This is a genomic window from Marimonas lutisalis (assembly GCF_005434965.1).
Lineage (GTDB): Bacteria > Pseudomonadota > Alphaproteobacteria > Rhodobacterales > Rhodobacteraceae > Marimonas_A > Marimonas_A lutisalis.
In genome coordinates this window covers 453737-478143 of the sequence record NZ_SKCI01000004.1, presented here as the reverse complement: position 1 = coordinate 478143, position 24407 = coordinate 453737, and the positions used below count along the sequence as shown (strand labels likewise).

23 protein-coding genes are annotated in these 24407 nt (G+C 61.1%); 13 read left to right on the top strand and 10 right to left on the bottom strand.

Annotation, left to right across the window (positions count from 1 at the left end; genetic code table 11):
* Positions 1-28 precede the first annotated feature (28 nt).
* Positions 29-1213 (top strand): M24 family metallopeptidase, encoded by a 1185-nt coding sequence (locus E0501_RS18135; protein ID WP_137702804.1) that lies wholly within the window; start codon positions 29-31, stop codon positions 1211-1213.
* A complete protein-coding gene (gene argE, locus E0501_RS18130) occupies positions 1210-2370 on the top strand; it encodes an acetylornithine deacetylase (protein ID WP_137702803.1) in 1161 nt (386 codons plus the stop codon). Before E0501_RS18135 ends, argE begins: the two co-directional genes overlap by 4 nt.
* On the opposite strand, the gene E0501_RS18125 is transcribed toward argE, so the two are convergent.
* The 3 genes from E0501_RS18125 to E0501_RS18115 form a co-directional block, all read right to left on the bottom strand.
* Positions 2367-3923, bottom strand: a complete 1557-nt coding sequence (locus tag E0501_RS18125) for a class I adenylate-forming enzyme family protein (RefSeq protein WP_235857900.1) — start codon at positions 3921-3923, stop codon at positions 2367-2369. The genes argE and E0501_RS18125 overlap by 4 nt on opposite strands.
* 86 nt (positions 3924-4009) lie before the next feature.
* A complete protein-coding gene (locus tag E0501_RS18120) occupies positions 4010-5407 on the bottom strand; it encodes an aspartate aminotransferase family protein (RefSeq protein ID WP_137702802.1) in 1398 nt (465 codons plus the stop codon).
* A gap of 103 nt (positions 5408-5510) precedes the next feature.
* The gene (locus tag E0501_RS18115; RefSeq protein WP_137702801.1) at positions 5511-6212 is read right to left on the bottom strand and encodes a GntR family transcriptional regulator; all 702 of its coding nucleotides are present in this window, start codon (positions 6210-6212) and stop codon (positions 5511-5513) included.
* 143 nt (positions 6213-6355) lie between these two features.
* Between E0501_RS18115 and E0501_RS18110 the strand changes: the two genes are divergently transcribed.
* Genes E0501_RS18110 through E0501_RS18090 form a run of 5 tightly spaced genes read left to right on the top strand, consistent with a single transcriptional unit; the run spans position 6356 to position 11667 of the window.
* The gene (locus E0501_RS18110) at positions 6356-7441 is read left to right on the top strand and encodes a polyamine ABC transporter substrate-binding protein (RefSeq protein WP_137702800.1); all 1086 of its coding nucleotides are present in this window, start codon (positions 6356-6358) and stop codon (positions 7439-7441) included.
* Positions 7442-7498: 57 nt separating this feature from the next.
* Positions 7499-8623, top strand: coding sequence for an ABC transporter ATP-binding protein (locus E0501_RS18105; RefSeq protein WP_137702799.1), 1125 nt, complete (start codon positions 7499-7501; stop codon positions 8621-8623).
* Position 8624: 1 nt separating this feature from the next.
* Positions 8625-9515 (top strand): ABC transporter permease subunit, encoded by an 891-nt coding sequence (locus E0501_RS18100; protein WP_137702798.1) that lies wholly within the window; start codon positions 8625-8627, stop codon positions 9513-9515.
* Complete coding sequence (locus E0501_RS18095) at positions 9512-10327, top strand: ABC transporter permease (RefSeq protein WP_137702797.1); 816 nt, start codon at positions 9512-9514, stop codon at positions 10325-10327. The genes E0501_RS18100 and E0501_RS18095 overlap by 4 nt, the downstream gene beginning before the upstream one ends.
* A gap of 2 nt (positions 10328-10329) precedes the next feature.
* Entirely contained in the window at positions 10330-11667 is a 1338-nt protein-coding gene (locus E0501_RS18090; RefSeq protein WP_137702796.1) for an NAD(P)/FAD-dependent oxidoreductase, read from the top strand.
* Here the strand turns inward: E0501_RS18090 and E0501_RS18085 are convergent.
* Together E0501_RS18085 and E0501_RS18080 are read right to left on the bottom strand one after the other, a co-directional pair.
* The gene (locus E0501_RS18085; RefSeq protein ID WP_137702795.1) at positions 11664-13016 is read right to left on the bottom strand and encodes an aminotransferase class III-fold pyridoxal phosphate-dependent enzyme; all 1353 of its coding nucleotides are present in this window, start codon (positions 13014-13016) and stop codon (positions 11664-11666) included. The genes E0501_RS18090 and E0501_RS18085 overlap by 4 nt on opposite strands.
* A gap of 91 nt (positions 13017-13107) precedes the next feature.
* Positions 13108-13848, bottom strand: a complete 741-nt coding sequence (locus E0501_RS18080) for a glutamine amidotransferase (protein ID WP_137702794.1) — start codon at positions 13846-13848, stop codon at positions 13108-13110.
* A 200-nt stretch (positions 13849-14048) separates the two neighbouring features.
* Between E0501_RS18080 and E0501_RS18075 the strand changes: the two genes are divergently transcribed.
* Together E0501_RS18075 and lpxK are read left to right on the top strand one after the other, a co-directional pair.
* A complete protein-coding gene (locus E0501_RS18075; RefSeq protein WP_137702793.1) occupies positions 14049-15275 on the top strand; it encodes a 3-deoxy-D-manno-octulosonic acid transferase in 1227 nt (408 codons plus the stop codon).
* Positions 15275-16279, top strand: a complete 1005-nt coding sequence (gene lpxK, locus E0501_RS18070; RefSeq protein ID WP_137702792.1) for a tetraacyldisaccharide 4'-kinase — start codon at positions 15275-15277, stop codon at positions 16277-16279. Before E0501_RS18075 ends, lpxK begins: the two co-directional genes overlap by 1 nt.
* Before the next feature lie 119 nt (positions 16280-16398).
* On the opposite strand, the gene E0501_RS18065 is transcribed toward lpxK, so the two are convergent.
* Genes E0501_RS18065 through E0501_RS18055 form a run of 3 tightly spaced genes read right to left on the bottom strand, consistent with a single transcriptional unit; the run spans position 16399 to position 18619 of the window.
* Positions 16399-17514 carry a CaiB/BaiF CoA transferase family protein gene (locus E0501_RS18065; RefSeq protein ID WP_137702791.1) on the bottom strand — a complete coding sequence of 372 codons (1116 nt, stop codon included), beginning with the start codon at positions 17512-17514 and terminating at the stop codon, positions 16399-16401.
* Positions 17511-18146 carry a DsbA family protein gene (locus E0501_RS18060; protein WP_137702790.1) on the bottom strand — a complete coding sequence of 212 codons (636 nt, stop codon included), beginning with the start codon at positions 18144-18146 and terminating at the stop codon, positions 17511-17513. The genes E0501_RS18065 and E0501_RS18060 overlap by 4 nt, the downstream gene beginning before the upstream one ends.
* Complete coding sequence (locus tag E0501_RS18055) at positions 18143-18619, bottom strand: DUF721 domain-containing protein (RefSeq protein WP_235857899.1); 477 nt, start codon at positions 18617-18619, stop codon at positions 18143-18145. The genes E0501_RS18060 and E0501_RS18055 overlap by 4 nt, the downstream gene beginning before the upstream one ends.
* A gap of 135 nt (positions 18620-18754) precedes the next feature.
* Here E0501_RS18055 and E0501_RS18050 point away from each other — a divergent pair, with 135 nt between their 5' ends.
* The 4 genes from E0501_RS18050 (at position 18755) to E0501_RS18035 (ending at position 22426) form a co-directional block, all read left to right on the top strand.
* Positions 18755-19786: an A/G-specific adenine glycosylase gene (locus E0501_RS18050; RefSeq protein ID WP_137702788.1), complete on the top strand. Its 1032-nt coding sequence runs from the start codon at positions 18755-18757 to the stop codon at positions 19784-19786.
* A 165-nt stretch (positions 19787-19951) separates the two neighbouring features.
* Positions 19952-20302, top strand: coding sequence for a 2TM domain-containing protein (locus E0501_RS18045; protein ID WP_137702787.1), 351 nt, complete (start codon positions 19952-19954; stop codon positions 20300-20302).
* 165 nt (positions 20303-20467) lie between these two features.
* On the top strand, positions 20468-21013 hold the full coding sequence (locus E0501_RS18040) for a hypothetical protein (RefSeq protein ID WP_137702786.1): 546 nt from the start codon (positions 20468-20470) through the stop codon (positions 21011-21013).
* Between the two features lie 273 nt (positions 21014-21286).
* Positions 21287-22426 (top strand): alkane 1-monooxygenase, encoded by a 1140-nt coding sequence (locus tag E0501_RS18035; RefSeq protein WP_137702785.1) that lies wholly within the window; start codon positions 21287-21289, stop codon positions 22424-22426.
* Between the two features lie 147 nt (positions 22427-22573).
* Here the strand turns inward: E0501_RS18035 and E0501_RS18030 are convergent, their stop codons facing one another.
* Both E0501_RS18030 and E0501_RS18025 read right to left on the bottom strand, forming a co-directional pair.
* Complete coding sequence (locus tag E0501_RS18030; protein ID WP_137702784.1) at positions 22574-23680, bottom strand: site-specific DNA-methyltransferase; 1107 nt, start codon at positions 23678-23680, stop codon at positions 22574-22576.
* Positions 23681-23771: 91 nt separating this feature from the next.
* Positions 23772-24404 (bottom strand): ribonuclease HII, encoded by a 633-nt coding sequence (locus tag E0501_RS18025; RefSeq protein ID WP_137702783.1) that lies wholly within the window; start codon positions 24402-24404, stop codon positions 23772-23774.
* Positions 24405-24407: the final 3 nt, after the last annotated feature.

Below are 24407 nucleotides of genomic sequence, written 5' to 3'. Positions count from 1 at the left end.
TAAAGGCGTATTCCGGGAGTGAAACGAGATGGCAAGAAACAAAGTGGCGTTCAGCACTGCCGAATATGATCGGCGCCTCGCCAAGACACGCGCGGCAATGGCCGAAAGGGGACTTGATGTGCTGTTCGTCGAGGATCCGTCGAACATGGCCTGGCTGACGGGGTATGACGGCTGGTCATTTTACGTTCACCAGGGAGTTGTCCTGAGGCTTGAGGGCGACCCGATCTGGTGGGGCAGGAACATGGACGCGAACGGCGCGCGCCGCACTGCCTGGTTGAGCGAAGATTGCCTGCGCCCCTACGGTGACGAGTTCGTGCAATCGACAACCCGCCACCCGATGCAGCACCTTTCGGCGCTTTTGGCAGAGCTGGGATTTGAAAAGGCGCGCATCGGTGTCGAGATGGAAAACTATTACTTCTCGGCCAAGGCCTACACAACGATGTGCGCATCTCTGCCGAACGCCGAAATCGTCGATGCGACTGCGCTGGTGAACTGGCAGCGCGCGGTCAAATCGGATGAAGAGATCGCATTGATGCGCCGCGCTGCGCGAATTGCCGAGAAAATGGTCGACGGCGCGATCGACCGGGCCGAACCCGGATTGCGCAAGAACGAACTGGTTGCCGAGATTTACCGGGACGCATTGCTGGGCGTTGATGACGACTGGGGCGATTATCCGGCCATCGTGCCGATGTGTCCGTCGGGGGCCGACGCCTCGGCGCCGCACCTGACGTGGGATGGCGAACACCTGAAAAAGGGCGAATGCACCTTTTTCGAACTCGCCGGGGTCTATCGCCGCTATCACACCCCATTTTGCCGGACCGTCTTTCTGGGAACACCGCCAGAGGAGATGACGCGTGCCGAGGCCGCGCTGGTGGAAGGACTCGAGGCCGGGCTGGAAGCGGCGCGGCCCGGAAACCGCGCCCGCGATATTGCCAATGCGCTGGCCGCCCCGTTGGAGAGGGCCGGCATCGAACGCGGTGCGCGTTGTGGCTATCCGATCGGCCTGTCCTATCCGCCTGATTGGGGCGAGCGGACGATCTCGCTCAGATCCGAGGACGATACGATCCTTGAACAGGGCATGACTTTTCATTTCATGCCTGGCATCTGGGCGCCTGAATGGGGGCTGGAAATCACCGAGCCGATCCTGATACGCGAAGAAGGCGCCGCCGAGCCCTTCTGCAACCGTCCGCGAAAGCTGTTCGTGAAATCATGACCGATCTGGCCCGCACCATAGAAATCCTGCGCGATCTCATCGCCTTTCCGACAGTTTCTTCGGACAGCAACCTGGACATGATCCAGCACATGGGCGCGTTGCTGCATGATCTGGGGGCCAAGGTTGACATCTATGCAGATGAAACGGGGACCAAGGCAAACCTGTTCGCGACCATCGGGCCGGAACGCGATGGCGGCATTGTGCTTTCCGGTCATTCCGATGTCGTCCCGGTGGCGGACCAGGATTGGCGCAGCGATCCGTTCCAGCTGTATGAAGCCAACGACCGGTTTTACGGACGCGGAGCCTGTGACATGAAGGGATTCATCGCCGCCACGCTGGCCATGGCCCCGACCTTTGCCGAGCGTGAACTGGCGCGCCCATTGCACTTCGCGTTCACCCATGACGAAGAGGTCGGATGTTTGGGGGCGCAGGCACTTGTTCCGCAATTGCAGGCAAGCGGGATCAGGCCTGCAATGGCGATCATTGGTGAGCCGACGATGATGAAGATCATCGAAGGCCACAAAGGTTGCTGTGAGTACACCACGCGCTTTACGGGGCTCGAAGGGCATGGATCGGCCCCCGACCGCGGGGTAAACGCTGCGGAGTACGCCGTGCGCTACGTGTCACGCCTGTTGGAGTTGCGTGAAGAATTGAAGACCCGCGCACCGAAAGGCGGGCGTTTCGATCCCCCATGGACAACGGTAAATATCGGACGTGTTGGTGGCGGCGTGGCCCATAACGTAATCGTCGGCAAGGCCGAGGTGGAGTGGGAGTTCCGCCCGGTTCAGTCCACCGATTTCGACTATGTGAAATCCGAGATCGCCCGCTATGCGGATGATGTCCTTCTTCCGGCAATGCGAGCCGTGCATCCGGATGCCGCGATCGAAACCGAGGTGATCGGCGAGGTCGCGGGGCTTGAGCCAATGACTGACAACGAGGCACGCGACCTGGTGGCCGGCTTGACGGGCGACAATGGCGCAGACGTCGTTGCCTTCGGGACCGAGGCGGGCCTTTTCCAGTCGATCGGAATGTCCGCGGTCGTCTGCGGGCCCGGCTCGATCGAGCAGGCGCACAAGCCTGACGAATTCATCGCGCTGGATCAGCTTTCGGCTTGTCTCGATATGCTCAGGGGGTTGGGTAGCAAGATCGCGGCTTAGGACAGGTAATCCCGGCGCAGATCGCGTTTCAGGATCTTTCCGATCTCGCTACGAGGCAAACTGTCCCGGATGACGACATTCGAAAGGCGCTGGCTCTTGCCCAGCTTCTCGTTGGCCTTGGTCAGAACATCCGCCGCGCCGCACGTCGCACCTTGGCGCAGGACGACGAAGCCCAGCGGTGTTTCTCCCCATTCATCAGAAGGAACGCCAACCACGGCGGCATCGGTTACGTCCGGATCAGCGAGAAGGACAAGCTCAAGATCATTGGCATAGATATTCAGACCGCCCGAGATGATCATGTCCTTCTTCCGGTCGCTCAGCACCAGAAACCCGTCTTCGTCGAAACTGCCCATGTCACCAGACCGGAAAAACACGCGACCCGTTTCATCTGTCCAAAGTGTTTCGCGGGTCAGATCATCACGTCCGAAATAGCCCGACATCATGGCTCCCGACCGCCCGCAAATCTCCCCGATCTGGCCCGGCGGAACTTCGGTGCCGTTTTCGTCGATCAACCGGATTTCGACACCCGGTGCCGGCTTACCGACTGTGTGCAGCTTGTCAGGAAATTCATGTGCGGCCAAGACGGTCACGCCGCCTCCTTCTGTCAGGCCATAGTATTCGGTCAGCCCACCCGGGAAGCGGGCCAGAACATCGCGCTTGATATCTTCACGCAACGGCGCGGATGTCGAGAATTTCGCCTTCATCGACGACAGATCGAAATTGCCGAAATCGGGGTGCTCCATGATCCGCTTGTACTGAACCGGGACCAGCATCGTATGCGTGATGCTTTCGGCTTCAACGATTTCCAGATAGCGGCGCACGTCAAACTTGCGCATCAAGTGCACGCAGGAGCCTCCGGCCATTGTCGGCAGGAATGACACGATTGTCGTGTTTGAATAGAGAGGCGTGGAAAGCAGCGTCCTGGCGTCGTTCAGATATCCCAATGGTTCGATCCGCTCCATCTGCACGGCCCGCATATAGTGATTGTGCAGGATGCCCTTGGGCGTTCCGGTGGTGCCGGATGAATAGATCAGGTTGAAAGCATCCTGCATCCCGATCGGGATCATCGGGTCCCGGATATCCGCTGAATCGCGCATGACCGTGTAGTCTCGCCAACCTTCCTGTGCAAAATCGATGGCGATTTTTTCCAGTTCCAGGTCCGGTAGGAAGGGCGCCGCCAATGTGCGATATTGTTCTGAGAGAAAAAGCACCTTCGGCTGACAATCCGCGACCATCTTTCCAAGCGCATCTGACGAAGCCATGGTGGAAAGGGGCACAAGGCACGCGCCCGCCCGTGTCGCCCCCAGGAAAATCTCTGCGTAGTCGGCGCTGTTTTCCGACAGAACGGCGACGCGATCGCACCTCTCGATCCCCAGGGCGATAAGGGCATTGGCAACCTGGTTGATCCGTTGGTCCAGCATCCGCCACGTGAGCCGCGTTTTGCCTTCGACCAGCGCTTCGCGATCCGCGTTTCGCTTTGCCGCACCGCGGATCATGTCGACTACGGTTTTCGCGGGTTCGGTTTCCGGTTTGCCCGGTTGAAATTCGATCACGCCCAGCCCTCCATCCTGTAGGGCCAGATCGTCATTTCGGCGCGTTGAGATATCAAGACGAACGTTGCGTTGCAGTGCCCGGAGGATTAACTCGCGGCGACCATAAGGCCATCTTCCTTGATCTTCGCATGGCATTCATCCAGCGATTTCCAGGCGCGTTCGATCAGAATGTCGATCTCGTCTTTCGAGATGACGAGCGGCGGCGAAATGATCATTCGATCGCCGACATGGCGCATGACCAGATTGTTGGCGAAACAGCGTTCGCGGCAGACGAAGCCGACGGTCCCGGGATCGGCTGCAAACTTGGCGCGCGAAGCCTTATCCGGCGTCAGGGCGATCGAACCCATCATGCCAACGATGCGGGCCTCTCCAACCAGCGGATGATCAGCCAGCGTTTCCCACTTCTGCTTGAGGTAAGGCGCAGTTTCCGCGCCGCAGGTCTCGACAATTTTTTCCTCGTCGAGGATGCGCAGGTTTTCCAAAGCGACCGCAGCGGCAACAGGGTGGCCCGAATAGGTATAGCCGTGGTTGAACTCGCAGGCATTGATCACTTCGGCGACCTCGTCGCAGACGATCGACCCACCAATCGGCGCGTAACCCGAGCTGAGCCCCTTGGCGATCGTCATGATATGTGGACGGATGCCCATGGTCTGGCTTCCGAACCACTGTCCGGTTCTTCCGAAACCGCAGATCACTTCGTCCGCGATCAGCAGGATTTCGTACTTGTCGCAAATGCGCTGGATCTCGGGCCAGTAGGTCTCGGGGGGCACAATCACGCCGCCCGCGCCCTGAACGGGTTCGGCAATGAATGCGGCAACCTTGTCTTCCCCGAGTTCGAGGATCGCCTTCTCCAGCGCCTGCGCACGTTGAAGGCCGAACTCCTCCGGGCTCATGTCGCCACCTTCTGCCCACCAGTGAGGCTGATCGATGTGATGGATGCCGGGAATCGGCAGGCCTCCCTGTTCATGCATGGGCGTCATCCCGCCCAGTGACGCGCCGCCCATCGTTGATCCGTGATAGGCGTTCTTGCGGCTGATGATGATATGTTTTTCCGGTTTTCCTTTTTGCGCCCAGTAGGTGCGGACCATACGAATGTTGGTATCGTTGGCCTCAGATCCCGACCCGGCATAGAACACGTGGTTCAGATCGCCCGGGGCCAGTTCCGCGAGACGCCTGGACAATGCAATGGCGGGCACGTGCGTGGTTTGGAAGAACGTGTTGTAGTAGGGAAGTTCGCGCATCTGGCGGGCCGCCACCTCGGCCAGTTCCTCGCGGCCGTAACCGATGTTCACGCACCACAGCCCTGCCATTGCATCCAGAATCTGGTTGCCGTCGCTATCCGTCAGCGTGACGCCGTTTGCCCGGGTGATCACGCGCGCGCCTTTTTGGGCCAGCTGATCGCCGGTTGAGAACGGGTGCATATGGTAAGCGGCATCAAGTGCCTGCAGTTCGGCGGTCGGCATATGGTTGGTGATCTGTGGCATCGGGAATCTCTTGCGGTCGAGCATTTGGGAACCACGGTCTAAGCCGTGGATTAGTCACGATCAGAATATGATCAAATTATGGGGTGTCAATCGAATCGTCGGTTCAGACAATCGATTCGGAGAGGGCCTGCCGAACCTGCTCCATGCCTTGAATGACATCATCGCGCATGGCGCTGGCCGCGGCTTCTGCGTCGCCTGCGCGCATCGCTTCGATGGCTTCCTTGTGCTGATCGGGCAAGTTCTGCGTGCCGATCCTGCCGCACACCATGCGCAGGGACGGCCCGAAACGCAGCCATAGGCCATCTGCGATCGCTGACAGGATCGGCGCGTCGGCGATCGCGTAAAGCGAAGCATGAAACAGGTAGTTCTCCTCGAGATAGGCCCGGACGTTTCCGCTTGTAATTGCAGCGTCCAGCCGGGCGTCAATCGCGGCCAGCCCGGCGATGTTCTCGGGTGTCGCCCGTGTGGCCGCACGCAGGGCCAGTTCAGTCTCAATTGCCTGTCTGGCATGGATTAATTCGTCGACATTGCCGGGGCTCAGCATAGGCACGCCGACCCGACGGTTGCCACTTGCTTCCAGCGCGCCTTCGGCGACGAGCCGGCGTATCGCCTCTCGCACCGGGGTCATTCCCGCGCCCATCATTTCGGTCAGCCCCTGGATCGTGACGGGCTGACCCGGGGCGAGTTCTCCGAACAGTATATGCGCGCGAAGTTGCCGATAGACGAGTTCATGCACGGGCAGCGCAGGAGTGGGGCCATCCGTGGATAGCTTATTCACAGCCCAGTTTGCCGCATTGTTGTTCATTTCGCCTAACCCGCTTTCGTCTCATGCTGGAATTTTCCAAGCTTACAGGTAGGGGACGAAAAAAGCCATGTTGCATGACGTGCCAAAAATTGATCAAATCTCATGCAATGGGGCGAACAAACCCACTCAATAGGGAGACTGATATGAAGAAACGAATGCTGACCGCGGTTGCGTCTGTAGCACTTTTCGCGGGTGCCGCTTACGCGGAGGAGGTCCGGGTCTACAACTGGTCGGACTACATCGATGAAGAGCTACTGACCAAGTTCGAGGAAGAAACCGGCCTCGACCTGATTTACGACGTGTTCGACAGCAACGAGGTTCTTGAAACCAAGATGCTCGCGGGCGGATCGGGCTATGATGTCGTTGTGCCGTCGGGCACATTCCTTCAGCGCCAGATCACCGCAGGTGCCTTCCAGAAGCTCGACAAGTCGAAACTGCCCAATCTGGCGAACATGTGGGACGTGATCTCGGAACGAACCGCAGCCTATGATCCCGGAAACGAGTATTCGATCAACTACATGTGGGGCACAACGGGCATCGGGGTGAATGTCGGCAAGGTGAAGGAAGCGCTTGGCGAAGATGCACCCATGAACAGCTGGAGCCTGGTATTCGACCCGGCCAACATGGAAAAGCTTGCCGGCTGCGGCGTGCATTTCCTGGACGCACCAGCCGAGATGATCCCGGCAGCGCTAAACTATATCGGTGAAAACCCGGACAGCCATGACCCGGACGTGATCGCCAAGGCCGAAGGCGTTTTCATGCCCGTACGCCCGCATATCCAGAAGTTCCACAGCTCGGAATACATCAATGCGCTGGCCAATGGCGACATCTGTGTCGCCGTTGGCTGGTCGGGGGATATTCTTCAGGCGCGTGATCGCGCCGACGAAGCGGGCAACGGTGTCGAGATCGCCTATTTCGCCCCCAAGGAAGGTGCACAGATGTGGTTTGACCAGATGGCCATTCCGGCAGACGCCCCGAACCCCGACGGCGCGCACAAGTTCCTGAACTTCATCATGGACGCGAACAACATGGCGGCCGCGTCGAACTACGTCTACTACGCCAACGGCAACAAGGCGTCGCAGGAATTCCTGGAGGAAGACGTGATCGGCGATCCGGCGATCTATCCGGACGAGGCGTCGATGGCGAACACGTTCACCACCACGCCCTATCCGGCCAAGGTTCAACGGGTCGTCACCCGGCTCTGGACCAAGATCAAGTCCGGTACCTGATCCATCCAACTGGCCCACACCCCACAGGTGTGGGCCTTTTACCTTTAGGAGATGCGGATGGCGCAAACCGCGTTTGCCCCGTGGGATGATCCCGAAGCCAAACCCCTTATCGAGTTTCGCCACGTCACGAAACGGTTTGGAGATTTCATCGCGATCGATGATTTGTCCCTCGAAATCTACGAGCGCGAGTTCTTCGCGCTTTTGGGCCCTTCGGGCTGTGGCAAGACGACGATGATGCGCATGTTAGCGGGGTTTGAACCGCCAAGCGCAGGCACGATCCTGCTGTCTGGTCAGGACATTGCGCCGGTGCCGCCGAACAAGCGCGCAGTGAACATGATGTTCCAGTCTTACGCGCTTTTCCCGCATCTGACCGTCTGGGACAATATTGCCTTCGGGCTCAAACGGGACAAGTTGCCGAAAGAGGCGATCGAGGCGCGTGTCGCGGAGATGTTGAAGCTGACACGCCTTGAAAAGTTCGCCCGGCGCAAACCGCACCAGATATCCGGTGGCCAGCGGCAGCGTGTGGCACTGGCGCGCAGCCTGGCAAAGGCGCCTAAACTGTTGCTTCTGGATGAACCACTGGGTGCGCTGGACAAGAAGCTGCGACAGGATACCCAGTTCGAGCTGATGGATATCCAGGAAAAGACCGGCACCACCTTCGTGATCGTCACCCACGATCAGGAAGAGGCAATGACCGTGGCAAGCCGTGTTGCAGTTATGGACGAGGGACGATTGATCCAGGTGGATACGCCCGACCGGATCTACGAATATCCCAACTCGGTCTATGTCGCGGACTTCATCGGCGACGTGAACATTATCGAGGGCCACGCGGAAAAATCGGGCGACGGATACGAGGTAACCTTTGCCGAGGGCCAACCGAAACTGCGCGCGAAAACGGCAAACGGTTTGCGCGGGTCAGGGCGATGCTATCTCGCTATTCGGCCGGAGAAAATCGCGATCTCGTCGCAAGAGCCGCAGGATGCCGCCAATGCCGTCAGGGGGGTGATCGATGATATTGCCTATCTCGGAAACCTTTCCACCTACTATGTGCGACTGGACAATGGCAAAATCATCAAGGCGCAAACGGCAAATACGCGCCGGATCGCCAAGCGCGACCTGACTTGGGAAGACTCTGTCTGGCTGAGCTGGACCGACACAGCCGCAGTGGTTCTGGAGAACTGAGATGCGGCGCCTGCTACTCATCTCCGTTCCGTACCTCTGGCTGCTGGCGCTGTTTCTGGTGCCTTTCTTCATCGTTCTGAAAATCTCGCTTTCGGACACGGCACTTGCGATCCCGCCCTATACGCCAACACTGGATCTGGGCGCAGGTTGGGCAGGACTGAAGGGCTTTTTCGCCGAGCTTGACCTTGAAAACTTCTGGTTCCTGACGACCGATGACCTGTATTGGAAGGCTTACCTGTCCAGTGTCTGGATCGCGCTATTTTCGACATTGCTGACGCTGATCGTCGGCTATCCGATCGCCTATGGCATGGCCCAGGCGCGCGAAGAATGGCGCCCGACCCTGATGATGCTGGTGATCCTGCCGTTCTGGACCAGCTTCCTGATCCGGGTCTATTCGTGGATGGGTATCCTGAGCCAGGAGGGGGTGCTGAACCAGTTCCTGATGTGGAGCGGGGTTATCTCCGATCCGCTGATGATTCTGAACACCAACACGGCGGTCTATATCGGGATCGTTTATACCTACCTACCGTTCATGATCCTGCCGATCTATGCCGCTCTGGAGAAACTCGACATATCCTTGATCGAGGCGGCCGAGGATTTGGGGTGCTCGCGGTTTCAGGCGTTCTGGCTGGTGACAGTGCCACTGTCGAAGAACGGCATCATCGCGGGCTGTTTCCTGGTCTTCATCCCGGCCCTGGGCGAGTTCGTCATCCCGTCGCTTCTGGGCGGGTCACAGACCCTGATGATCGGCAAGGTGTTGTGGGAAGAGTTCTTCAACAACCGCGACTGGCCGGTGGCAAGCGCCGTGGCGGTGATCTTGTTGCTGATCCTGATCATTCCCATCATCCTGTTCCAGCGCAATGAGCAGAAACAGAGGGAGGCCGAGGGATGAGACGGTTTTCCTGGTTCAATGCCACGTCGCTGACGCTGGGCTTTGCGTTTCTCTACATGCCGATGGTCATCCTGATCATCTACAGCTTCAACGAGTCGAAGCTGGTGACTGTCTGGGCCGGGTTCAGCACGAAATGGTACGGCGAACTTCTGCAGAACGAGGCGTTCTTGAGTGCGGCCTGGGTCACGGCGAAGGTGGCGGTGGCTTCCTCGACCATTGCAACGGTTCTTGGAACGATGGCGGCTTATGTTCTCGTACGCGCGGGGCGTTTTCGGGGGCGCACGCTGTTTTCCGGCATGATCTATGCGCCGCTGGTGATGCCCGAAGTGATCACCGGCCTGTCACTGCTCCTGTTGTTCATCGGGATCGGCCTGGACCGGGGCGTAATGACGATCATTCTGGCGCATACCACGTTTTCGATGTGCTACGTCTCGGTTGTCGTGTCCTCGCGGCTGGTGAGTTTTGATCGCTCGCTTGAAGAGGCGGCGCTTGACTTGGGATGCTCGCCTTTCGAGGCGTTTCGGCTTGTCACGCTGCCGATCATTGCGCCTGCGGTTATTTCGGGCTGGCTCTTGGCGTTTACACTTTCGCTCGATGATCTGGTGATCGCGTCTTTCACGTCCGGGCCGTCGGCCACGACCCTGCCGATCAAGATATTCTCTGCGGTTCGCCTCGGGGTCAGCCCCGAGATCAACGCTCTGTCCACGATCATGATCGGGATCGTCACCGTGGGCGTGATCACCGCGTCGCTGATCTCGAAGCGGGCAAGCCTGCGATTGCAGGCCGAAGAACAGGCCGCCGCGCGTACCTGATCATGAAACGGATATTCGCCCGCCACGCCTATGACGACGCCCGCATCGCCGGGTGCTACTGGGCCGAGGCGGTGCCCGATCGTCTTTTGCAGCGCCCCGATCTGGCCGGTGACCAAAAGGCCGATGTCGTTGTCATCGGGGGCGGGTTTACCGGTCTGTCTGCGGCGCTGGCGCTGGCAAAGGATGGTGCCGATGTCATGGTGCTTGATGCGGTTTTTCCCGGATGGGGTGCGTCGGGCCGGAACGGTGGATTTTGCTGTCTGGGCGGCAGCAAGTTGGACAATTCGTCGTTGGAGCGATCCGTCGGCGTAGCTGGACGGCGCGAATGGCGCGCAGCGGAAAAAGCAGCCATCGAACTGGTGGATGATCTGTTGACGCGCCACGGTCTCGATGTTGATCGCCACTCGGACGGCGAGACCCTGCTTGCGCATAAACCGACCTTTGCCCGCTTCGAAGACGAGATCGCCGAGGTCGAGCGAGACTATGGCGTGACGCCGGAAATCCTGACGCGGGACATGCTGGCAGAAAGAGGGCTGGCAGGGGGTTTTCATGGCGGCATGACGGTTCCGCTCGGGTTCGCACTGCACCCGCGGAAATACCTTGTAGGATTGCTAACTGCGGCAGAAGCCGCAGGCGCCCGCGTTTTTGGCAACAGCCCCGTCGCCGGGATCGAGCGTATTGGAAGCGGTTGGCGTGTATCGACGCCAAGGGGTCATGTTGATTGCAGCCAGGTGATCATTGCGACCAATGGCTATTCCAGCGAGGACGTGCCCGATTGGATGGCAGGGCGATACATGCCGGCCCAGTCGAGCGTGATCGTGACCCGGCCAATGAGTGACAGCGAACTGGCCGCGCAGGGCTGGACATCGCACCAGATGGCCTATGACACACGGCGCCTGCTGCATTACTTTCACCTGATGCCCGAAAACCGGTTCCTGTTCGGAATGCGTGGCGGCCTCCGCGCATCGCCGGGTGCCGAAGCCGGCATCTCCCGCGCGATCCGGCGTGATTTCGACGCCATGTTTCCTGCATGGCGGGGAGTCGAAACAACGCATTACTGGAGCGGAATGGTCTGCCTTGCGCCGAAACTGGCGCCATTCTGCGGCGAGGTCCCGGACATGCCGGGCGTTTTCGCGGGGTATGCCTATCACGGCAATGGCGTGGCGATGGCGTCGTATTGCGGTGCGCTTCTGGCCGATCTGGTGCAGGGGCGGTCGCCCGACAGGCCCTATCCAGAGATCATGAAAAAACCGCCCGGGCGTTTTCCGCTCGGACGGTTTCGCAGGGCTATCATGTTCGCAGCCTATGCCGGGTTCTGGCTGCGCGACCGTTTTTCCTAGGCGGCGGAGAAACCGGCATCGAGGGCATCGAGGATCGTCTGAACCTCGCTTTCGGTGATGGTCAACGGGGGCGACATCAGGATGTTGTGCATGCCCAAACGCACCATCGCGCCCGCCTCGTAGGCGGTCTTGTGAATGCGTTTCATCGTGGGCATGTCCATCGGCGTCTTGGCCGCCTTGTCGCTGACAAGTTCGATCCCGGTCATCAAGCCGTGACCGCCACGAACATCACCGATGATGTCGTGCTTTTCAGCCAGTTTCAGCACGCCTTCGTAAAGCTGTGTGCCACGCGCCGCGGCGTTTGTCTTGGTATCCAGGCGCAGCGTTTCCGACAAACAGGCGGTTACTGCTGCCGCACCGACAGGATGGGCCGAGTAGGTGTAGCCGTGGAAGATAGCCCCTTCGCCTGTGGTGTCGTTTTCGAACACGTCGGCGACTTTCTCACCCATCAGGGCGGCACCAACGGGGAAATAGCCGCTGGTGATACCCTTGGCGGTGCTCATCATGTCGGGCTTCACGCCCCAGTGGCGAGCGCCGGTCCAGTCACCGGTGCGGCCGAAACCGGTGATCACCTCGTCCGAGATCATCAGGATGCCGTGACGATCGCAGATCTCACGCATCAAGGGCATGAAGGTTTCGCCCGGCACGATGACGCCGCCGGCACCCTGAATCGGCTCCATGATGAAGGCGGCGATGGTGTTGGCACCCTGGAAGGCGATCTCGTCCTCCATCGCCTGCGCGATCAGCTGGGCCAGTTTCGCCGGATCTGTTTCGTTGAACGGATTGCGGTAGGTATAGGGCGACGGCATGTGATAGCATCCCGGCAAAAGCGGCTCGTAATTGATGCGGAACCGGTTGTTGCCGTTCACCGAAGCGCCGCCGAAATGGGTGCCGTGATAGCCTTTTTTCAGCGAGAGGAACTTGGTGCGCGTGGGCTCGCCGCGCAGGCGGTGGTACTGTCGCGCCAGTCGCAGCGTCGTTTCAACCGAGTCCGAGCCACCGGAGGTGAAGAAGCTGCGGACCATACCATCTTCGGCGAAGAACTCGCGCACCGCGTAGGAGGCCTCGATTGCCGTGGGGTTGGTCGAGCCTGCGAAAGCCGAGTAGTAGGGCAGATCGTAGAGCTGCTTGGCGATGGCCTCTTTCACCACATCGTTCGAATAACCGAGGTTCACGCACCAGAGCCCGCCCACGGCATCGACAACGCGGTGCCCGTCGAGATCGGTGATGTGAACACCGTCGGCCCCCTTGATGATGGTCGGCGGGTTTTCAAGGCTGTCTGCGGGATGCCCCATCGGGTGCCACATGTGGCGGGCGTTGTTTTCTTTCAGGAAATTGTCGTCTTTCATCGGTGCGCTCCCCGGAGATGATCGGAATTTGATCAAATCCTACCACGCGGCCAGGGCCGCTCCAAGCCTGTCAGCGTCAGAAGTGTCGGTTTCAAGCGTGGGCGTAGCGATCGACGAAGTTGCGCAGGACGAGTTCGGGGGCATGCACATCGGCGGCGCGGCACATCGCGATCAGCATGTCGGCATCTTCGGGGGGGAAATACCCGCGATCCTTGTAGATGCGGATGCGCACCTCGAATCCTGCGCTGTCGGCTTCGGGGTGGAACTGGGTGGCATAGACGTTTTCGCCATAGCGGATCATCTGGAATGGGCAGGTGGGGGAGCTGACCAGATGAACGCAACCTTCGGGCAGGTCCTGCACGGCCTCCTTGTGGCCCACGAAGGCCTGGAAGGTATCGGGCATTCCCTGGCAGAGCGCATCGGTTCTGCCGGCTTCGGTCAGGCGGCAATCGGAGGTTCCGACGTCTTCGCCATAGCGGGCCTTGCTGACTTCTCCGCCCAGGTGATGGCCTAGAATCCCTATGCCGTAGCAGCAGCCCAGATAGGGGAAATCGCGTTCGGCGATGGCGGGCATCAGTGACAGGACGGCCTTTTCGATGCGGGCCTCGACCGGGGTTTTCTTTTCGGGTGGATCGCTGACGCAGCCGGGACCGCCCCCGACGATCACGCCGGAATAGTCATCGAGATCAAGGCCTTGGGGAAGATCCTGCTGATCCAGTCGGATGCGCGTGACCTGATCGGCGGACAATCCGCCCTTGCGCAGGATTGCCGCGAATTCATCGTCCGCGGCTTCGGTTTCGGGGCGCAATTGCAGGATCAGAAACGGCTTCATCGGGGTCCTCCGTGGGCCCCTGATTTCCCCGAGCGGTGCCTGCGCGTCAAGGCGGCATTTCGACAGGGCGTTTCTTGACCCCAACCTGCAAACGCTTAGGTTGGGCGGCGCAACCGGACCAGTTTGGAAGATGCACCGTGACGGAAGCCCCTGCAAACGCGCAAGAAGCCAGTCGCCGACCGGCCGGAAAGGCTCTTTAAGTGCGGGCGTTCGGCAGGTCGATTTCGCTGGCAGCCTACCTGGCTTTGGCGCGGCGCGGTGCGAAAGCGGCGCTCGAGTTTCCGCAAGAACGGCCGGATGGGCATCTGATCTGGGGGCATGCAACATCGCCCGAAAGGGCGGCCGCGCTGCTGCAACTGATCGCGCGGTTGCGGGTTCAGCGACCCGAGATTCATTTCTTGTTGACGACACCGTCGAACGATCCCGCGCCCGACCATCTGCGCAAGCGGGATATCTGGCAGGTGTTGCCGGACGACACGACCGGTGAAAGTGAAAAATTTCTATCTCATTGGCGTCCTGACCTTGGATTGTGGACCGGCGGTTATTTTCGACCGGCTGTGATCGAGGTGGCAAAGAGGCGGGAGTTGCCGATGTTTTTGATCGACGCAGGTGAAGAAGGATTTAACGCAGCGCACCAGCGCTGGCTGCCGGAGATCGCGCGATCGAACCTGGAGGCGTTCAGCGCGGTTTTCGCGCGGTCGGGAACAGCGGCGCAGATTCTGCGGCGGTTGGGCGTTCCCGAGGAAGAAATCACCGTGACCGGGCCGCTGCAGGAAGGCGGTATGGCGCTGGCCTGCAACGAAGAGGAACGCGAGGACCTTGCCCAGTCGCTGGCCGGGCGTCCGGTGTGGCTGGCGGCCATGGTGCAACCCGAGGAACTGGATGACATTCTCGAGGCGCACAGGCTGTCGAGCCGCATGGCACACAGGCAGCTTCTGATCCTGGTGCCGGATGACGAAACCGAGGGTGCCCGGATGGCCAGGAGAATCCGCGCCAAGGGTTTTAACCTGGCGGTATGGTCCGAAGGTGAAATGCCGGACGAGGCAACGCAGGTCCTGCTGGCCGATACGCGAGGCGAGATGGGGCTTTGGTACCGGCTTGCGCCGGTGACGTTCATGGCCAGTTCGCTGAAATCCGGCCATGGCGGGCGTGATCCGTTCGAGCCCGCGGCACTGGGCTCGGCGATTCTGTATGGTCCGAATGTGGGGCGCTACCTGTCGGCTTACTCGCGGCTTGCCACGGCGGGCGCGGCCAGAATTGTGAAAGATTCCGAGACCTTGTCGGCCGCGTTGCAGCAACTGACGGCACCGGACCGGGTGGCACAGATGGCGGCGGCCGGCTGGGAGGTGGCTTCGCAGGGGGCGGAGGCAACGGACCGGATCGTCGATCTGGTGCAGGACACGCTGGACGTGATGGAGGCGGGCTGATGCGGGCGCCGGGATATTGGTTTACCCCACCGGACCAGCCTGCCTTGCAGGCGCGACTGCTGGCGCCGTTCGGGTGGCTTTATGCCTGGGCCACGGCGCGCAGGCTACGCCGGAATGGGCCCGACGATCCCGGGGTGCCGGTGATCTGCGTGGGCAACCTGAATGCCGGCGGCACGGGCAAGACGCCGACGGTAATTGCACTGGCGCAAAGGCTGCAGGAAAAGGGGTTGAAGCCGCATGTCGTCTCGACCGGCTATGGCGGGTCGATCGAGGGGCCGGAGCGGGTGAACGAGCGACGGCACAAGGCCAGCGAGACGGGGGATGAGCCGCTGTTGCTGGCAGCCTTCGTGCCGACATGGGTGGCCAAGGACCGGGTTGCCGGGGCCCGTGCGGCAAGGGATGCCGGCGCGGACCTGGTGTTGCTGGATGACGGTTTTCAGAACCCTATGATCCGCAAGGATATTTCCCTGATCGTTGTCGATGCCGCCAAGGGGTTTGGCAATGGCCGCTGCCTGCCCGCGGGGCCGCTGCGCGAGCCGGTGGGCACGGGCATGAAGCGCGCCGACGCGGTGATTTCCATCGGGCCGGAGGCAGCGCAGGAAAGCTTTGCCGCGCAATGGGGCAAGGCGATTTCGGTGCCGCATCTGAAGGGCAGCCTTGAGACCTTGCAGATGGGCATGGACTGGACCGGGCAACGCTACCTCGCCTTTGCCGGGATCGGCCATCCGGAGAAGTTTTTCGCGACATTGCAGGGGCTTGGCGCGGAGCTGGTCGAGACAAGGGCGCTAGATGATCACCAGCCGCTGACCAGTGCGCTGCTGAGCCGGCTGGAGGCGCGGGCCAATGCGCTGGGGGCGCAGCTGGTGACAACGGAAAAGGACGCCGTGAGACTGCCGATGGAATATCGCGCAAAGGTGCTGACCCTGCCGGTGCGTTTGCAGATCGAGGACTGGTCGGCGCTGGACGATCTTATCGATGCCTTACCCCGCCGTCCCGGACGGTAAACGGCCCGAAATCCCCGCGATTCAGGGGGGTGACATGCGTGCACCGCCCGGCTGACATCCGGCTGCCGTCAAAAAATTCGCAAAGCGTTAACTCTTTCGGTAAACGCACCGCGCGATGCCTAGCTGTTGTCTTCGCCCAGTTTCGGGCTGGGGCGGTGCAGCGCCAGCTCGGCATCCGAGAACTTGAACGGCGCGCGCACGCCCGGCACGCCATCGAGCGAAACCTGCATGCCGCGGGCCTGCACCTGCGGATCGGCAAAGACCTCGGACATGTCGTTGATGGGACCGGCGGGAATGCCCTGATCCTCGCAACCCTGCAAGAGATCGGCCTTGGTCCATTTGCGGGTTTCGGCCATCAGGTTGTCGATCATCTCGGGGCGGTTTTCGACCCGGTCGGCGTTTTTCAGGAACTTCGGATGCTCGGCCATCCAGTCGAGGCCGAGAAGTTTGCACAGCCGCTGATACTGGGCATCGTTGCCGGTGGCGATGATGATGTAACCATCGGAACAGTCGAACACCTGGTAGGGCGTCAGGTTCGGGTGGTAGTTGCCCGTACGCCCCGGCGGCGTGCCGGTGGCGAGGTAGTTGAGCGACTGGTTGGCCATCGCGGCGACGGCGCAATCGAGAAGCGCCATATCGACATGTTGCCCCCGGCCCGTGACCGAGCGCTGGTGCAACGCGGCGAGGATGCCGGCGACCGAATAGAGCCCGGTGAAGAGATCGGTGATGGCGACGCCGGCGCGCTGGGGCTGGCCATCGGGATCGCCGGTGATCGACATGAAGCCTGACATGCCCTGAATGATGTAGTCATAGCCCGCGCGGTGGGCATAGGGGCCATCCTGCCCGAAGCCGGTGATCGAGCAGTAGATGAGCCGCGGGTTGAGGTCTTTCACGGTCTCATAGTCGAGCCCGTATTTCGCCAGTCCGCCGACCTTGAAATTCTCGATCAGGATATCTGCATCCTGGATGAGCGCCTTGAGCCGGTCGAGATCGGCGGGATCGCGGAAATCGACCGTGATGCTGGCCTTGCCGCGGTTGCAGGAGTGGAAATAGGCGGCGGTCTTGTCGCCATCGCGTTCGATGAAGGGCGGGCCCCACTGGCGGGTGTCGTCACCCTGGGGCGCTTCGACCTTGATGACCTCGGCGCCGAGGTCGGAAAGCGTCTGACCGGCCCAGGGGCCGGCCAGGATACGGGCGAGTTCGACGACCTTGAGGCCGGCCAGTGGTGCCGTCATTCCGCGCCGAGCTCCTTGTCGATGAGGGCTTTGAGATCGGAGTAGGCCATGTTGGTATACTTCGTCCCGTTGATCACCAGGCTGGGCGTGGAATCGATGCCGTCGGCTTCGCGGTTTTCTTCGAACCAGGCGACGAGCGCGGTGGCCTTGTCGGCGTCCGACAGGCAGGCCTCGATCCGGTCATCTGCGAGGCCGGCAACCTTGCCCAGCTTGCGCAGGTTGTCGGCGATCTGGACCGGATCGCGCGAGTTGAGCCATTCGCCCTGCTTTTCGTAAAGCAAGCCGCTGACGCCGAAGAAGCGCGGGCTTTCGCAGCGGGCCAGCATCGCGGCCCAGAGGCCGATACGGTCGAAATAGACATCGCGGTAGATGAAGTGGATCTTGCCGGTGTCGATATACTCGGCCTTGAGCTTCTTGAACTGGCTGCCGTGAAAGTTGGCGCAGTGCGAGCAGGTGAAGGAGGCGTATTCGATCAGGGTTACCGAGGCCTCGGGGTTACCGAGGGCCATCTCGACGATCTCGGTCGAGGCTTCGCCCTCGGTGGGGGCTTCGGCCTGGCTCTCGGCGATGGCGGGGGCCTGCCATGCAAGCACGGCAAGAAGCGCGGCGGCGAGGGTGCGGAAATGGATCATTCGGTTGGCCCTTTCTGGCGTTTCGATCTGGATAGGACGTTTTGCCCGAGGGTTTCAAGCGCGTGGCGCAGGCCGTCGTCGGCAACCTGGCCCGCCGTTTCCCGGGCGGCACGGAGGGTGGCGGGATCGGGCGCGGGTGCCGTGGGTTTCTTCGGGCGGTGTTCGAAGCTGACCTGCCCTTCGGCGAAACCGGTGGCATGGGTCTGGGTCACGCGCACGCGGGCGATGGCGTTGTAGCCGTAGGCGGCATTGACGCGGTCGCGGATCTTTTCCTTCTGCATTTCCAGAAGTGGCGCCTGCGCCCCGGTGGTGAGAAGCGAGAGCGTGGCACCGAAACCGCCGCGACCATAGGAGACCTCGACCGGGCGGGAAATGGCGGCGATGTCCTCGCCCGCGATTTCGGCCCAGTGGGTGAGGATGCGGGACACGGCGAAGCCGCGCGATTCGCCCGCCTTGCGGATATCGGCCCGCAAGAGCGTGGATGCGCGGGTAAACCCCTTGCCATATGGTGCGTCGCGCCGGGCGATCGTTGCCTCCCTTGGTTCCGGGCCAATTTAGTGGCAGGAGAGGGGGGCGAACAGGGTTTATCGGGGCGGGAGCCATAAAACTTGCGTGACAGGGCCGGAGAGCTTTTGGCGTGGTATGATGTTCATGCGCGCGATCTGCCGTGGCGGGTGCCGCCGGGCAGCGGGGCGCGGCCCGACCCCTATCGCGTGTGGCTGAGCGAGGTGATGCTGCAGCAGACCACCGTGGCGGCGGTGAAATCCTATTTCGAACGGTTCACGACACTGTGGCCCACGGTGGAGGCGCTGGCCGCGGCGCGCGACGAGGACGTGATGGGCGAATGGGCGGGGCTGGGATATTACGCCCGTGCCCGGAACCTGCTGAAATGCGCGCGGGTAGTGGCGGACATGGGCGGTTTTCCCGAGACGCGCGAAGAGCTGATGAAGCTGCCGGGGATCGGGCCCTATACCGGGGCGGCGATCGCGGCGATTGCCTTTGACCGACCCGAGGTGGTGGTCGACGGCAACGTAGAGCGGGTGATGGCGCGGCTCTTCGAGGTGACGACGCCCTTGCCGCGCGCCAAGCCGGAATTGACGGAAAAAGCGGCTCTGATCACGCCCGAAACGCGGCCCGGGGACTATGCCCAGGCGGTGATGGACCTGGGCGCGACGGTGTGCACGCCCAAGAACCCGGCCTGCGGCATCTGCCCCTGGATGGGCCATTGCACGGCGCGCAAGGCGGGCACGGCGGAGGGGTTGCCGGCAAAGGAGCCGAAGAAGCCAAAGCCCGTGCGCAACGGTATCGCGTATGTCGGGCGGCGCGCGGATGGCGCGTGGTTGTTGGAGCGGCGGCCTGAAAAGGGGCTGTTGGGCGGGATGCTGGGCTGGCCCGGGGCCGAGTGGGGTGAGGTGGCGCAGGAAGCGCCGCCCGTGGCGGCGGATTGGCGCGATATCGGGGCCGAGGCGCGCCACACATTCACCCATTTCCACCTGCGCCTAGGTGTGCGCATCGCGGATTTGCCACAGGATACGGATCCGGGACCGGGGATCTTCGTGGCGCGGCACGATTTCCGCCCCTCGGACCTGCCGACGGTGATGCGCAAGGTTTTCGATCTTGCGCAAGGCCGGTTCGAGTGAACAGGGGCTTGGGACGGGAATGCGGTGGGTCGCGACATGTGCCGCCACACGATCAGCACGCGATTTCGGTCGCATTGGCGCCGGGGGCGGGATGGATAGGGCCCGGATGCAAGTGGCCGGATGCCAGGCCCCTCCGGCAATCGAAATTGACATCAGTCATACGAAATGATCCCGCCTAGTGATACGTTTTCATCCATTGAAGCCGGAAATTTGGAGAAAACATTAATGCAACAGCAAGTCGAATACGAAACCGCCAGAGCGCGCGCCGAAGCCAAGTATGGGTTCATCGTTCATGCCGCCGTTTATCTTGTCGTCATGACGACTCTGGTGATCATTGACCTTCTTACATCGCCCGGACACATCTGGTTCGTCTGGCCACTGGCGGGTTGGGGGCTCGCGGTTGTACTTCATGGTGCAGGCGTCTTTCTTGTCGGTGAACGACATTCGATGATCGATGCATTGACTGAGCGCGAGATGAGACGCACGGGCGCAGGCGGTAACGACAGGCCCGTTTAAGCCCGGGTACGAGCGATATGACGAAACGGCAGTTCGCCAACTTGCCGTCGGAGCAACCGGGGGCGTGGCCTCTTGCGCGAAGGCCGTGGTTTGAGCCCTGGTTTGACTGTGATGCCGGCTGAATTGCCGGGTGGGTCCTGGTTGCCGTTCTTGGGCGGATAGAGGTTGCCCGAACGGAATGCAATCAAGGAGAAGCATGCGATGCCACGGATATTCTGGTTTCTACTCGCCGCGATGCTGGCGTCCTGGTCGAGCATGAATCTTTGGACAGTTCCAAGGATCGAAGAACTGTCCGGCGGGTTGCGCCTACTGGACATGCGCTTCACAGGGTATTCCTTTGACGAGGCACAGGCCTTTGTCGCCGCGATCGGTGACGAGGGAGCGGCCTTGTATCTTGGTGCGCAACTCTGGCTTGACTATATCTTTCCCCCGCTTCTTGGGGCGGTCCTTTTCTTCCTTTATCGCTGGCTGTTCCCGGGATTGCCCGGTCTGGTGATCGGCACTGTATCGTTGACCTACGTGCTGGCGGATTTCCTTGAAAACGCTGCGGTCGCCGCAATGTTGCGTGCCGGGGCCGATGGAATGACCCCGGAAATGGCGGCCGGAGCCAACCTGTGGACGACAACGAAGTGGAGCCTTGCGCTTGTCGGGGTGGTGATGCTGATCATCGGCATCGCCCTGCGGCTGCGGCGACGATGGCAAGCGGCCTAGGATGGACCGACGCAGGGAACAGGCGCATTCTGGTGGCTGGGTGCTAACGGTCGTTGCTGCATCTTTGAACACCGGGATCTGGGTTTCCATACCCGCTTGACCGCGAGACGCCGCGCGCAAGGCACCTGCAAGATTTGCCCCCGCCAGGTTGCGTGATCTTCCCGTCGCCCGAACCGAAGCCGAGGAGAAGGTTGACCTTGCTTTAGGCGCATTCGAGAATACGTAGTGGATATACACCGCAAGGTGTGGGTCTGTTATTTTGGAAAGTTGCCCATGATTTCCGCAGAAGAGATTTCCCGCCCGCAAAACGCCCTGCCCTTCTGGATGTCGCTGTTGCTGATCCCGATTGCCTGGATCGGGGCGATCTATGGCGGCTGGACCGTGATCCTGCTGCCGGTGGCGACGTGGTACCTGTTTTCCGCGCTGGATGCGGTGCTGGGCCTGAACCTGGAAAACGCCGATCTGGAAACCGGCGACGACCAATTGGCGTGGTACACGGTGATCACCAAGGCCTGGGTGCCGCTGCAGTTCCTTACGCTCTTTGGCCTGATCTGGTACGTGACCGGGCCGGGGGACGCGCATCTGAACGCGCTGGAAACCATCGTGCTGTTTTTCGGCGTGGGCGTGATTACCGGGACGGTGGGCATCAACTATTCCCATGAGCTGATGCATCAGAAGATCAATTTCGAGCGGTGGCTGGGCGATATCCTGCTGGCGATGGTACTGTATTCACATTTCCGCAGCGAGCACCTGCTGGTGCATCACCGTTATGTCGGCACGCCGCGCGACCCGGTCACGGCGCGCTATAACGAGGGGTTCCACCGGTTCTATCCGCGCGTGCTGATCGGATCGCTGAAATCGGCGTTCCGCGCGGAGCAGGAAAAGCTGGCCAAGAAGGACCTGCCCTGGACCGATGGCAGCAACCCGTTCTGGCGCTATTGGGCGCTGCAGGGCGGGATGCTGGTGCTGGCGCTGATCATCGGCGGATGGGAGGGGCTGTTGCTGTTCATCCTGCAGGCCGGCACGGCGATCTGGCAGCTGGAGATCGTGAACTATGTCGAACATTACGGGCTGACCCGCAAATACCTGGGCGACGGTAAATACGAGCATGTGAAGCCGCAGCATAGCTGGAACGCGGCGCACAGGGCATCGAACTGGTTGCTGATCAACCTGCAGCGCCATTCGGACCATCATTACAGGCCCGACCGGCGGTTCCCGCTATTGCAGAACTATAGCGAGGCGCAGGCGCCGCAACTGCCCTATGGCTATCCGGTGATGACCATGCTGGCGATGGTGCCGCCGCTGTGGCGCAAGGTGATGAACCCGCGGGTGCGGAAATGGCGCGAGATGTACTACCCCGAGATCACCGACTGGAAGGCCTATAACAAGGCGACCAACCCGATGCCGGAATGAAAGCTTGTCTGGCCTGATGGCCAGCCTCGCGAGACCAGCGCGCAAGGGCTGGGTGAGCGGCGCTGAAAAAATGCCCCGCCGGTGAGGGCGGGGCAGTTGAAGTGCCATGTGTCAGGCCACAGGCACCGGCGGTGTTCGAGGTATGTGTCAGTTCCGCATCTCTGCGCGGATCTGCTGACGGAAGATATCGATCGGGACCTGCTTGCCGTCTTTCTTGATGCACCAGTAGGTCCAGCCATTGCAGCTGGGCGCGCCTTCGAGATGGGCGCCGACCTGGTGGATCGATCCCTTGATGTCGTCGCCAATGAGCGTGCCGTCGGCGCGGACCTTGGCCTTGTGCCGGCCGTTGATCGAGTAGAGCTCTTCGCCCGGGCGCAGCATGCCGCGTTCGACGAGCTGGCCGAAGGGCACGCGCGGCTCAGACCGTTTCGAGGCGGTGACCTCAAGCGCGGCGCGGTCGAACTTGCGGATCTTCGACAGCCGCTTCTCGGCCACCTTGCGATAGGCCTCTTCGCGTTCGATGCCGATGAAATCGCGGCCCAGCATCTTGGCCACGGCGCCGGTGGTGCCGGTGCCGAAGAACGGATCGAGGATCACGTCACCCGGGTTGGTGGTGCCGACGAGAACACGGTGCAGAAGGGCCTCGGGCTTTTGCGTCGGGTGGGCCTTGTCGCCCTTTTCATCCTTGAGGCGCTCGCCGCCATTGCAGATCGGGATCACCCAGTCCGAGCGCATCTGCACGCCTTCGTTCAGCGCTTTCAGCGCTTCGTAGTTAAAGGTGTATTTCGCGCCTTCGGATTTCGATGCCCAGATCAGGGTTTCATGGGCGTTGGTAAAACGCTTGCCGCGGAAATTCGGCATCGGGTTCGATTTGCGCCAGACCACGTCATTGAGGATCCAGTAACCCTGGTTCTGAAGCTCGGCGCCCATGCGGAACACGTTGTGATAAGAGCCGATCACCCAGATCGCGCCGTTGGGTTTCAAGAGGCGGCGCGCGGCCTTGAGCCAGTCGCGGGTGAACTTGTCATAGACCTTGAAGCTGTCGAACTGATCCCAGTGATCGTCGACGGCGTCGACCTTGGAATTGTCGGGGCGGTGAAGCTCGCCCTTGAGCTGGAGGTTATAGGGCGGGTCGGCGAAGATGAGGTCGATGGAGTTCGCGGGCAATGCGTTCATCGCCTCGATGCAATCGCCGTCGAGAATCGTGTTGAGAGGGAGCGCCTTGGCGCCCTTTTCCGTCTTTGTCTTCGTCATTTTCTGCCTCTGTCCCGGCGCGGTTCTGTGCGCTCAGTTGTTGCCCTCAAAGATGAGTCAGAGGCGATTCGTCGTCAATTTCTTTTTTGAATCAGTCACTTACATTTTTTTGTTGATACAATATATTGTGCACCGGTTTGAACGAGCGTCTATGGTGTGGGGTGACCCCGATATTTTGGAGCGCCAGTCTGTGGCTTTTTGACGGGTAACCGGCGTTGGTTTCCCAGCCGTAGCCGGGGAACTGTTGCGCCAAATCCCACATGACATAATCCCGCCTGATTTTTGCCACAATCGAGGCCGCCGCGATCGACAGCGAGCGGGCATCACCCTTGATCACGGCCTCGCTGGAAAGGGTCAGGTCGCGGGGGATGAGATTGCCGTCGATCAGGCAGTGATCGGGCGGCGCGGGCAGGCCGGCGATGGCCCGGGTCATCGCGAGATGCGAGGCGCGCAGGATGTTGAGCGTGTCGATCTCTTCGACCGTGGCCTCGGCGATGGAGACCTGCGCGGTGGCGTGAAGCTCGTCGCTCAGGGCCTGACGGCGCTTGGCGGTGAGTTTCTTGGAATCGTTGAGACCCGGCGGGATATTCGCGGGATCGAGAATGACGGCGGCGGCGACCACAGGGCCGGCCAGGGGGCCACGGCCGACTTCGTCGACGCCGGCGACACGCGCAAGGCCGCGCGCGATGGCGGCCTGTTCGAAGGTGAAATCAGGCTTGGTCATGCC

Coding starts and splice junctions, on each gene's coding strand:
- E0501_RS18035 (WP_137702785.1), top strand. CDS start 21,287: ATGATTTCCGCAGAAGAGATTTCCCGCCCGCAAAACGCCCTGCCCTTC.
- E0501_RS18060 (WP_137702790.1), bottom strand. CDS start 18,146: ATGATCCATTTCCGCACCCTCGCCGCCGCGCTTCTTGCCGTGCTTGCA.
- argE (WP_137702803.1), top strand. CDS start 1,210: ATGACCGATCTGGCCCGCACCATAGAAATCCTGCGCGATCTCATCGCC.
- E0501_RS18095 (WP_137702797.1), top strand. CDS start 9,512: ATGAGACGGTTTTCCTGGTTCAATGCCACGTCGCTGACGCTGGGCTTT.
- E0501_RS18045 (WP_137702787.1), top strand. CDS start 19,952: ATGATCCCGCCTAGTGATACGTTTTCATCCATTGAAGCCGGAAATTTG.
- E0501_RS18025 (WP_137702783.1), bottom strand. CDS start 24,404: ATGACCAAGCCTGATTTCACCTTCGAACAGGCCGCCATCGCGCGCGGC.
- E0501_RS18105 (WP_137702799.1), top strand. CDS start 7,499: ATGGCGCAAACCGCGTTTGCCCCGTGGGATGATCCCGAAGCCAAACCC.
- E0501_RS18085 (WP_137702795.1), bottom strand. CDS start 13,016: ATGAAAGACGACAATTTCCTGAAAGAAAACAACGCCCGCCACATGTGG.
- E0501_RS18120 (WP_137702802.1), bottom strand. CDS start 5,407: ATGCCACAGATCACCAACCATATGCCGACCGCCGAACTGCAGGCACTT.
- E0501_RS18115 (WP_137702801.1), bottom strand. CDS start 6,212: ATGAACAACAATGCGGCAAACTGGGCTGTGAATAAGCTATCCACGGAT.
- E0501_RS18110 (WP_137702800.1), top strand. CDS start 6,356: ATGAAGAAACGAATGCTGACCGCGGTTGCGTCTGTAGCACTTTTCGCG.
- E0501_RS18100 (WP_137702798.1), top strand. CDS start 8,625: ATGCGGCGCCTGCTACTCATCTCCGTTCCGTACCTCTGGCTGCTGGCG.
- E0501_RS18065 (WP_137702791.1), bottom strand. CDS start 17,514: ATGACGGCACCACTGGCCGGCCTCAAGGTCGTCGAACTCGCCCGTATC.
- E0501_RS18090 (WP_137702796.1), top strand. CDS start 10,330: ATGAAACGGATATTCGCCCGCCACGCCTATGACGACGCCCGCATCGCC.
- E0501_RS18030 (WP_137702784.1), bottom strand. CDS start 23,680: ATGACGAAGACAAAGACGGAAAAGGGCGCCAAGGCGCTCCCTCTCAAC.
- E0501_RS18080 (WP_137702794.1), bottom strand. CDS start 13,848: ATGAAGCCGTTTCTGATCCTGCAATTGCGCCCCGAAACCGAAGCCGCG.
- E0501_RS18135 (WP_137702804.1), top strand. CDS start 29: ATGGCAAGAAACAAAGTGGCGTTCAGCACTGCCGAATATGATCGGCGC.
- lpxK (WP_137702792.1), top strand. CDS start 15,275: ATGCGGGCGCCGGGATATTGGTTTACCCCACCGGACCAGCCTGCCTTG.